Raw genomic sequence first — 7,837 nt, 5'->3', positions numbered from 1 at the left:
AGCGAAGCTGTTTTGCGGAATATCGATTATAATAACACTATAAAAGAAAACGCCCAACCAGTTTATTGGTCAGGCGATTTAGTCATCTACATTATACTTTCGTTACGGCGATAGCCAAAATAAAGAATAAGGCAGCAAGTACAATCGTTACACGGTGGAGGACAAGATCAAGTCCACGTGCTTTTTGCTTGCCGAAAAGCTGCTCAGCTCCACCGGAGATGGCTCCTGAAAGACCTGCACTTTTTCCTGATTGCAAAAGAACGACAACGATTAATGCGAGCGATACGATGACAAGTAGCGTCATTAACAACGTATGCATAAATTCCACCTCCTGAATAAAACCTTCACAACAAGAATAAGTTTACCAAAAATTGCGACCCATGACAATAGCAATAGAAAAAAGAGGAAATTCCTCTTTCTTCTATTATTTATTCAAGTTGTAGAAAGTTTTCACGCCCAGGTATTTAGCAGTGTCGTGCAGTTGATCCTCAATGCGAAGCAATTGATTGTATTTCGCAACGCGGTCCGTCCGTGATGGAGCACCTGTCTTGATCTGGCCTGCATTCGTCGCTACCGCGATATCTGCAATCGTCACATCTTCCGATTCGCCTGAACGGTGGCTGATGACCGCAGTGTAACCAGCACGTTTTGCCATTTCGATCGCATCGAATGTTTCAGTCAATGTACCGATCTGGTTTACTTTGATCAATATTGAGTTGCCGATTCCTTGCTCAATTCCTTGGGCAAGCTTTTTAGTATTAGTCACGAATAGGTCATCCCCAACTAATTGTACTTTATCACCGATGCGGTCCGTCAATAATTTAAAGCCGTCCCAGTCGTTCTCATCCAATCCGTCTTCAATCGAGACGATCGGGTATTTGTTAGCAAGCTCTTCATACCAGTCGACCATTTCAGCCGAGGTTTTGGTTGTATTATCGCCTGCCAGCTTGTAGATACCTTTTTCTTTATCGTAAATTTCGGAAGCTGCCACATCCATCGCAAGAAGTACATCTTCTCCTGGCTTATAGCCTGCTTTTTCGATAGCCGTCATGATCGTTTCGAGCGCTTCTTCGTTCGATCCAAGGTTTGGTGCAAAGCCACCTTCATCACCGACAGAAGTGTTATAGCCTTTATCTTTTAAGACGATTTTCAAGTTATGGAAAATTTCCGTACCCATACGAAGTGCGTGGCGGAATGACTCAGCACCGACCGGCATAACCATGAATTCCTGGATGTCGACGTTATTGTCAGCGTGCTCGCCCCCGTTCAGGATGTTCATCATTGGAACCGGCAATTGCTTGGCGTTGAATCCACCCAGGTACTGATAAAGTGGAAGGTCCAGATAATCCGCAGCAGCATGCGCCACCGCCATGGAAACACCCAGGATCGCGTTTGCGCCGAGACGTCCTTTATTTTCAGTGCCGTCAAGTTCGATCAGCGCCTGGTCGATTGAAACCTGATCCAGTACGGAGAAGTTTTCTTCCAGCTCTTCCGCGATTTCATTGTTCACAAAATCAACGGCTTTCAGAACGCCTTTGCCCATGTAGCGGCTCTTGTCGCCGTCGCGCAGTTCGACTGCCTCATGTTCTCCTGTAGAAGCGCCTGATGGCACAATCGCGCGGCCGAATGCGCCGCTCTCCGTGAAGACTTCAACTTCAACAGTCGGGTTTCCGCGTGAATCAAGAACTTCGCGTGCTAGAATTTGTGTAATAATCGGCAATATAAACAGCTCCCTTTAGAATAATGGTTTTCCGGTCATTTCAGCCGGTTGTTCGATGTTCAATAATTTCAAGACGGTTGGCGCCAGATCAGCAAGAATGCCGTTCGGGCGAAGCACCACTTCAGGTTTCGTCACAATGACGGGAACCTGATTCGTTGTATGGGCCGTCATCGGCAGCCCTTCCATTGTAAGCACTTCATCCGAATTTCCGTGGTCGGCGGTTACGATTGCCGTGCCGCCTTTTTCATGAAGGGCATCAATAATCCGGCCAAGGCATTCATCGACCACTTCAATCGCCCGGATTGTCGGCTCCAGCAAGCCGCTGTGCCCGACCATGTCCGGATTGGCGAAATTCAGGATGATGGCATCATGTGCTTCGGCTTCGATTTGTTCAATCAGCCGATCCGTAACTTCATAGGCGCTCATTTCGGGCTGCAGGTCATAGGTGGCCACTTTCGGTGAATCGACCAAGATCCGTTCTTCACCCGGAAAGACACTTTCTCTGCCGCCGCTCATGAAGAACGTGACATGAGGATATTTTTCGGTTTCGGCAATTCTTAATTGCGTCAGTCCGCTCGAAGAAATCACTTCCCCGACTGTGTTGTCCAGATTTAAAGTTTCAAAAGCGATACGGGTCGGAAGTACGTCGCTATAGGAAGTGAATGACACAAATGTCAGCCGGTACGGATGAACGCGACTCAACGGAAAACTGTCAAAACCAGTGGTCAATAAAGCTGAAGTCAGCTGGATCGCCCGGTCTGGCCGGAAGTTGAAGAAAATCAGGGAATCCTCCGACTTGATCGTCGCCACCGGTGCGCCATTTTCTTCTATATAAAAAGGCACTACGAATTCATCCATTATCCCCTGATCATAGGATTTGACGACGCCTTCACTGGCGTTCGAAGCGTACAATCCGATGCCGTCGACCATCACGCGGTAGGCGCTTTCCGCGCGGTCCCAGCGTTTATCGCGGTCCATCGCGTAATAGCGTCCGCTGATCGAGGCAAATTTGCCGACACCGATTTCCGTCATCTTCTGTTCTGTGGCTTCGATGTATTGGAGGGCGGTCTGCGGTCCGACGTCACGGCCATCCAGAAAGCCATGGACGTAAACCTGCTCCAGCCCCTGCTGTTTCGCCAGCTCCAATAATGCAAAGAGATGCTCATAATGGCTGTGGACCCCGCCGTCGGATAATAAGCCCATCAGATGGAGAGCCGATCCGTTCGCTTTTGCTTTCGCGATCGCTTCCAGAAAAGCGGGATTCCGGAAAAAATCACCTTCCCGGATGGATTTATTGATGCGCGTCAGGTTCTGGTAAACGATGCGGCCGGCCCCGATGTTCAGGTGTCCGACTTCCGAATTCCCCATCTGGCCATCAGGCAGCCCCACTGCTTCGCCGGAAGCCGTCAGTAATTCATGAGGATAACTGTTCCATAATCTGTCGAAATTCGGTTTATTCGCCTGGGCGACCGCATTGCCGTATGTTTCCTGCCGGCAGCCGAATCCGTCGAGAATGATTAAAGCCACCGGATGATGTGTTTTAAGCATTTGCACCAGCCTCCAATAATTTGAGGAACGATTCCGCTTCGAGACTTGCTCCTCCAACCAGTGCTCCGTCGATGTGCTCCATTGTCAAAAGCTCTCCGATATTCGCAGGTTTGACGCTCCCGCCGTATTGGATCCTTACTTTGGCGGCTGTTTCTTCATCATAAAGAGATTCGATTTTCCTGCGGATGATGCCGCAAGCTTCATTGGCGTCTTCTGCAGTAGCTGTTTTTCCTGTTCCAATCGCCCAGATCGGCTCATAGGCAATGACCAATTCTGCAGCCTGCTCAGGGGATAAACCAGCGAGCCCTTTTTCCACCTGCGCTTCAACAACAGCGCTCAGTTCTCCGCCTTCACGCTGTTCCAGGGATTCTCCTACGCATAAAATTGGTGCAAGACCGTTTTCAAATGCTGAAAGGACTTTTTTGTTGGCTGACTCATCTGTTTCATTGAAATACTGGCGGCGCTCGGAATGGCCGATGATGACGTATTCAACACCCACATCCTTTAATTGGACCGGACTGATTTCACCGGTAAAGGCTCCCTCTGATTCTTCGTGCATCGTTTGTGCACCGATCTTCAGATCCGTGCTTCCAGCAGATTCTGCCAACCCTTGAAGGAATAAAGCAGGTGCACAGACAACGGCATCCACTTTTTCAGCGGACGGCAGGGCTGTTTTCACTTCTTCGATAAAAGCCGTTGCTTCCGAAGCGGTTTTATACATTTTCCAGTTTCCGGCAATAATCGGTTTTCTCAAAAAAACACTTCCTTTCCATGATTTGGTCAAATCGTTAAAACAATAAAATCGGTTATTTCTTATCAGTCAGTGCGCTTACACCAGGCAAATCCTTGCCTTCCATGAACTCAAGCGAAGCACCGCCGCCTGTTGAGATGTGATCCATCTTATCCGCCACGTCGAATTTTTCGACTGCGGCTGCAGAATCTCCGCCGCCAATGATGGAATAACCTTCAGTTTCCACCATAGCCTGGGCTACTGAACGGGTGCCGTTTGCGAATGGCTCCATTTCGAAAACGCCCATGGGTCCGTTCCAGATGATTAGCCTGGAATTTCTGATCACATCTCTATAGATATCAGCTGTGTCAGGCCCTATATCAAGACCCATCCAGTCTGAAGGAATCTCTTCAATTTTAACGTTTTTCGTTTCCGCATCAGCTGAAAATTCACTTGCTACAACAGCATCGATCGGCAAGAAGAACTTAACACCTTTTTCTTCAGCTTTTTGGATGAAGGATTTTGCTAGTTCCAGTTTATCTTCTTCAACCAGGGAATTGCCGATTTCATGGCCCTGCGCCTTGATAAAAGTATATGACAGGCCACCGCCGATGATCAGGTTATCGACTTTATCAAGCAAATGATCGATAACGCCGATTTTGTCCTTCACTTTTGCACCGCCAATGATCGCCGTGAACGGCCGATCCGGTTCAGACAGCGCTTTACCGAGTACATCCAGCTCTTTTTCGAGCAGCAGTCCTGATACTGAAGGGAGATGTTTCGCAATGCCGGCTGTTGAAGCATGCGCACGGTGGGCCGCACCGAAAGCATCATTTACGAAAACATCTGCAAGCGCTGCAAAGTCTTTTGCCAGCTGCTCGTCATTTTTTTCTTCCCCGGCATGGAATCGGACGTTCTCAAGCAGTACGATGTCGCCTTCCTGCATGTTGCTGATTTCGTTTTCAACCGCTTCACCGATTGATTCTTTCAGGCTTTTCACGTCTTTATGTAACAATTCACTCAAACGGGCTCCTGCCGCAGCAAGCCTCATTTCTTCATTGACCTCACCTTTCGGGCGCCCCAAATGGCTGGCCAAAATCACTTTTGCCCCTTCGCCCATCAAATACTCGATAGTTGGAACAGCTGCACGGATCCGTGTATCATCCGTCACTTCTCCGTCTTTCATCGGCACGTTGAAATCGACACGGCAAAATACTCGTTTCCCTTTCAAATCCAAATCTTTCATGGTCATTTTCTGCAGCATGAAAATACCTCCTATTTAAATTCAAAAAAATAAGGGGTGGGGTAAATTCCCCACCCCTTTTACCCTCTTTTATTATAGAGGTTCATCGGTAATTTAGCTATGATTTTGGGATTACAGCCCTTTGCTGTGCATGTGCAGGGCCAAGTCGATGCAGCGGCCTGAATAGCCGGATTCGTTATCGTACCAGGCAAGTACTTTAACCATGTTTCCACCAAGCGCCATTGTGGACAATGCATCTACAGTACCGGATGCCGTATTGCCATTATAGTCTTTGGAAACCAGTGGAAGTTCGCTGTATTCGAGAGTGCCTTTCAATTCGCCTTCAGTCGCTTCTTTCAAAGCTGCGTTCACTTCTTCCACAGTAGCGTCTTTTTCAAGTTCCGCAACCAGGTCGATCAGCGAGACGTTTGAAGTCGGTACGCGGATTGCCATGCCGTCCAGTTTCCCTTCGAGTTCCGGCAATACTTTTGTCACTGCTTTTGCAGCTCCTGTAGTTGTTGGAATCATCGACTCCGCTGCAGCGCGTGCGCGGCGAAAATCTTTATGCGGAGAATCCAGAAGAATCTGGTCATTTGTATAGGAATGGATAGTCGTCATCAAAGCTTTTTTGATACCGAAACGATCATTCAATACTTTGGAAATTCCAGCAAGCCCGTTTGTCGTGCACGATGCATTCGATACCACATGGTCTTCAGCCGGATCGTATGAATCATGGTTAACGCCCATAACAAGTGTTTTCATGTCATCTTTGCCCGGAGCTGAAATGATGACTTTCTTCGCGCCTGCTTCAATGTGTTTGGAAGCAGATTCAGTATCTGTGAAGCGGCCTGTAGATTCCACCACGATGTCAACACCAAGTTCTCCCCACGGCAATGCTGATGGATCTTTTTCAGAGAATACACGGATCGTTTTGCCGTTGACGACGATGTTGTCGCCTTCCGCTGATACTTCTGCATCCAAAGTGCCGTGGATGGAATCGTATTTCAGAAGATGCGCAAGCATCTTGGCATCCGTCAAATCGTTTACTGCCACAATTTCCACTTCATCGTTCGTCATCGCTCCGCGGAATACTATACGTCCAATGCGGCCGAAGCCGTTAATCGCCATTTTTAAAGTCATATCAATTTCCTCCTAAGTTTTCGGTATGTTCAAGAATTTCTCTTGCTGCACCTTCGTCTGTTACCAGCACCGTATGCTTTGGTGCGTTTTTGAAATATGATAGAATCGCTTTTGCTTTTGAACGGCCACCCGCTACTGCTATGATAGCCGGTGCTTTATTGACCTGTTCCAATTGAATTCCCGCTGAACGGATGCGGTAAACAACATTTCCATGTCCATCAAAATAATATCCGAATGCTTCACTGACTGCTCCGCCGCCACTGATTTTTTCCATCTCTTCAGGAGTTGACTTGCGCCGAACCGCCATCTCATCCGCATTCCCTATGCCATGGACGACCAGGTCCGTTTGCTCGTAAAGACCCATCATTTCCTTCATGAGCGGTTCTTTCATCATCATGGCATAAGCTTCTTCACTTAAATGATCCGGCAGATAAAGCGATTTGAATGTACCCCCGGTTTTTTCGGCAAAAGCTGAAGCGATGGTATTTGCCTGGTGCAACACATCTTCCCCAAGGCCGCCGCGTGCTGCAATAAATTGCAGTGGCGGACAGGACTTCACGTCCTTCAGTTCTTTGGCGATTGCCGCTATCGTGCTGCCTCCGGTTACTGCGACTTTCATGCCGGCCTTAAAATCCTTCTCAAGGAGCCGAGCCGCTTCTTTTCCAATCTGGCTTTTTACTGCAATTGCCTTATCGGAATCCGAAGGAACCAAAATCACATCCGCAATTTCCAGCTGTTTTTTCAGTTTTTCCGCGAGGTCCGCTATACCCGTCAGTTTGTGCATAAAAGTCTTTAATGCATCGAGGACTTCTTCCCCTTGACCTGTAATGACCATGCCTGCCGTTTTCATCTCAATCAATTGCTGATTGCGCAACAGATCCGTTTCTCTGCGGATGTCGCGTTCCGTCATGCCGAGAAATTCACTCAGTGTCCTTCTGCCGATCGGCTGTTCCTGGTGAATTGCCTGCAGGATCTGATACCTTTTTTTCAGGAGTTCGGACATTTCCGGCAGCAGTTTATTCTGTGCAGAAGATAAAGCATCCATAACTTCACTCCTTTTGTCTGGACAGATTTTATCCCACTGATAACTTTTCTGTCCCACTGACTTCATTCTATCTAATATTCCGAATGAATGCAATAAAAAAGAAGCGTTAGAGTTCCAACGCTTCCAAAAGTTCGGCATAACCGATATTGCCGTATAAAAGTATGTTGCCTTCCTGCTCAAGGACCGGAATCATGAGCATGTATTTTTCATGCACCGCATCATCGTCTTCAATGTTCACTTCCGTGTATTCGAGCGGAAAGTCTTCCTGAACGAGATGCAGCATCAGTTTTGCTTCATCACATAACGGACAGTTCGGTCGTGTGTAAAGTGTCAGCATAGCCGCCCTTCTTTCTTTTTAGTTTACTTCCAAGTCTGTAATAGCCGATATTCCGCAAAACAGCTTCGCTTTCC

The 7,837-nt window shown here is 47.8% G+C and carries 8 protein-coding genes; all 8 read right to left on the bottom strand.

The window, feature by feature from the left end:
• Nucleotides 1–91: 91 nt before the first annotated feature.
• Nucleotides 92–319: a preprotein translocase subunit SecG gene (gene secG, locus KW93_RS08175; RefSeq protein ID WP_008429540.1), complete on the bottom strand. Its 228-nt coding sequence runs from the start codon at nt 317–319 to the stop codon at nt 92–94.
• Nucleotides 320–424: 105 nt separating this feature from the next.
• The gene (eno, locus tag KW93_RS08170) at nt 425–1,720 is read right to left on the bottom strand and encodes a phosphopyruvate hydratase (protein ID WP_033542507.1); all 1,296 of its coding nucleotides are present in this window, start codon (nt 1,718–1,720) and stop codon (nt 425–427) included.
• Between the two features lie 15 nt (nt 1,721–1,735).
• Nucleotides 1,736–3,268 (bottom strand): 2,3-bisphosphoglycerate-independent phosphoglycerate mutase, encoded by a 1,533-nt coding sequence (gene gpmI, locus KW93_RS08165; RefSeq protein WP_033542506.1) that lies wholly within the window; start codon nt 3,266–3,268, stop codon nt 1,736–1,738.
• On the bottom strand, nt 3,261–4,022 hold the full coding sequence (gene tpiA, locus KW93_RS08160; RefSeq protein WP_033542505.1) for a triose-phosphate isomerase: 762 nt from the start codon (nt 4,020–4,022) through the stop codon (nt 3,261–3,263). Before tpiA ends, gpmI begins: the two co-directional genes overlap by 8 nt.
• A 52-nt stretch (nt 4,023–4,074) precedes the next feature.
• Nucleotides 4,075–5,262 (bottom strand): phosphoglycerate kinase, encoded by a 1,188-nt coding sequence (locus tag KW93_RS08155; RefSeq protein WP_033542504.1) that lies wholly within the window; start codon nt 5,260–5,262, stop codon nt 4,075–4,077.
• Between the two features lie 111 nt (nt 5,263–5,373).
• Nucleotides 5,374–6,381 (bottom strand): type I glyceraldehyde-3-phosphate dehydrogenase, encoded by a 1,008-nt coding sequence (gene gap, locus KW93_RS08150; RefSeq protein WP_033542503.1) that lies wholly within the window; start codon nt 6,379–6,381, stop codon nt 5,374–5,376.
• A 1-nt stretch (nt 6,382) separates the two neighbouring features.
• Nucleotides 6,383–7,426 (bottom strand): sugar-binding transcriptional regulator, encoded by a 1,044-nt coding sequence (locus KW93_RS08145; RefSeq protein WP_033542502.1) that lies wholly within the window; start codon nt 7,424–7,426, stop codon nt 6,383–6,385.
• Nucleotides 7,427–7,532: 106 nt separating this feature from the next.
• On the bottom strand, nt 7,533–7,763 hold the full coding sequence (locus KW93_RS08140; RefSeq protein ID WP_033542501.1) for a glutaredoxin family protein: 231 nt from the start codon (nt 7,761–7,763) through the stop codon (nt 7,533–7,535).
• Nucleotides 7,764–7,837: the final 74 nt, after the last annotated feature.

The sequence above is a fragment of the Planococcus sp. CAU13 genome (genome assembly GCF_000775575.1).
In the GTDB taxonomy this organism is placed as follows: Bacteria; Bacillota; Bacilli; order Bacillales_A; family Planococcaceae; genus Planococcus.
The sequence above is the reverse complement of the archived record's forward strand: the minus strand, read 5'-3'. Positions and strand labels throughout refer to the sequence as shown.

Bases quoted from the DNA above. Each gene is read 5' to 3' on its own strand.
- gpmI (WP_033542506.1), bottom strand. From the start codon at position 3,268: ATGCTTAAAACACATCATCCGGTGGCTTTAATCATTCTCGACGGATTC.
- KW93_RS08145 (WP_033542502.1), bottom strand. From the start codon at position 7,426: ATGGATGCTTTATCTTCTGCACAGAATAAACTGCTGCCGGAAATGTCC.
- gap (WP_033542503.1), bottom strand. From the start codon at position 6,381: ATGACTTTAAAAATGGCGATTAACGGCTTCGGCCGCATTGGACGTATA.
- KW93_RS08155 (WP_033542504.1), bottom strand. From the start codon at position 5,262: ATGCTGCAGAAAATGACCATGAAAGATTTGGATTTGAAAGGGAAACGA.
- secG (WP_008429540.1), bottom strand. From the start codon at position 319: ATGCATACGTTGTTAATGACGCTACTTGTCATCGTATCGCTCGCATTA.
- KW93_RS08140 (WP_033542501.1), bottom strand. From the start codon at position 7,763: ATGCTGACACTTTACACACGACCGAACTGTCCGTTATGTGATGAAGCA.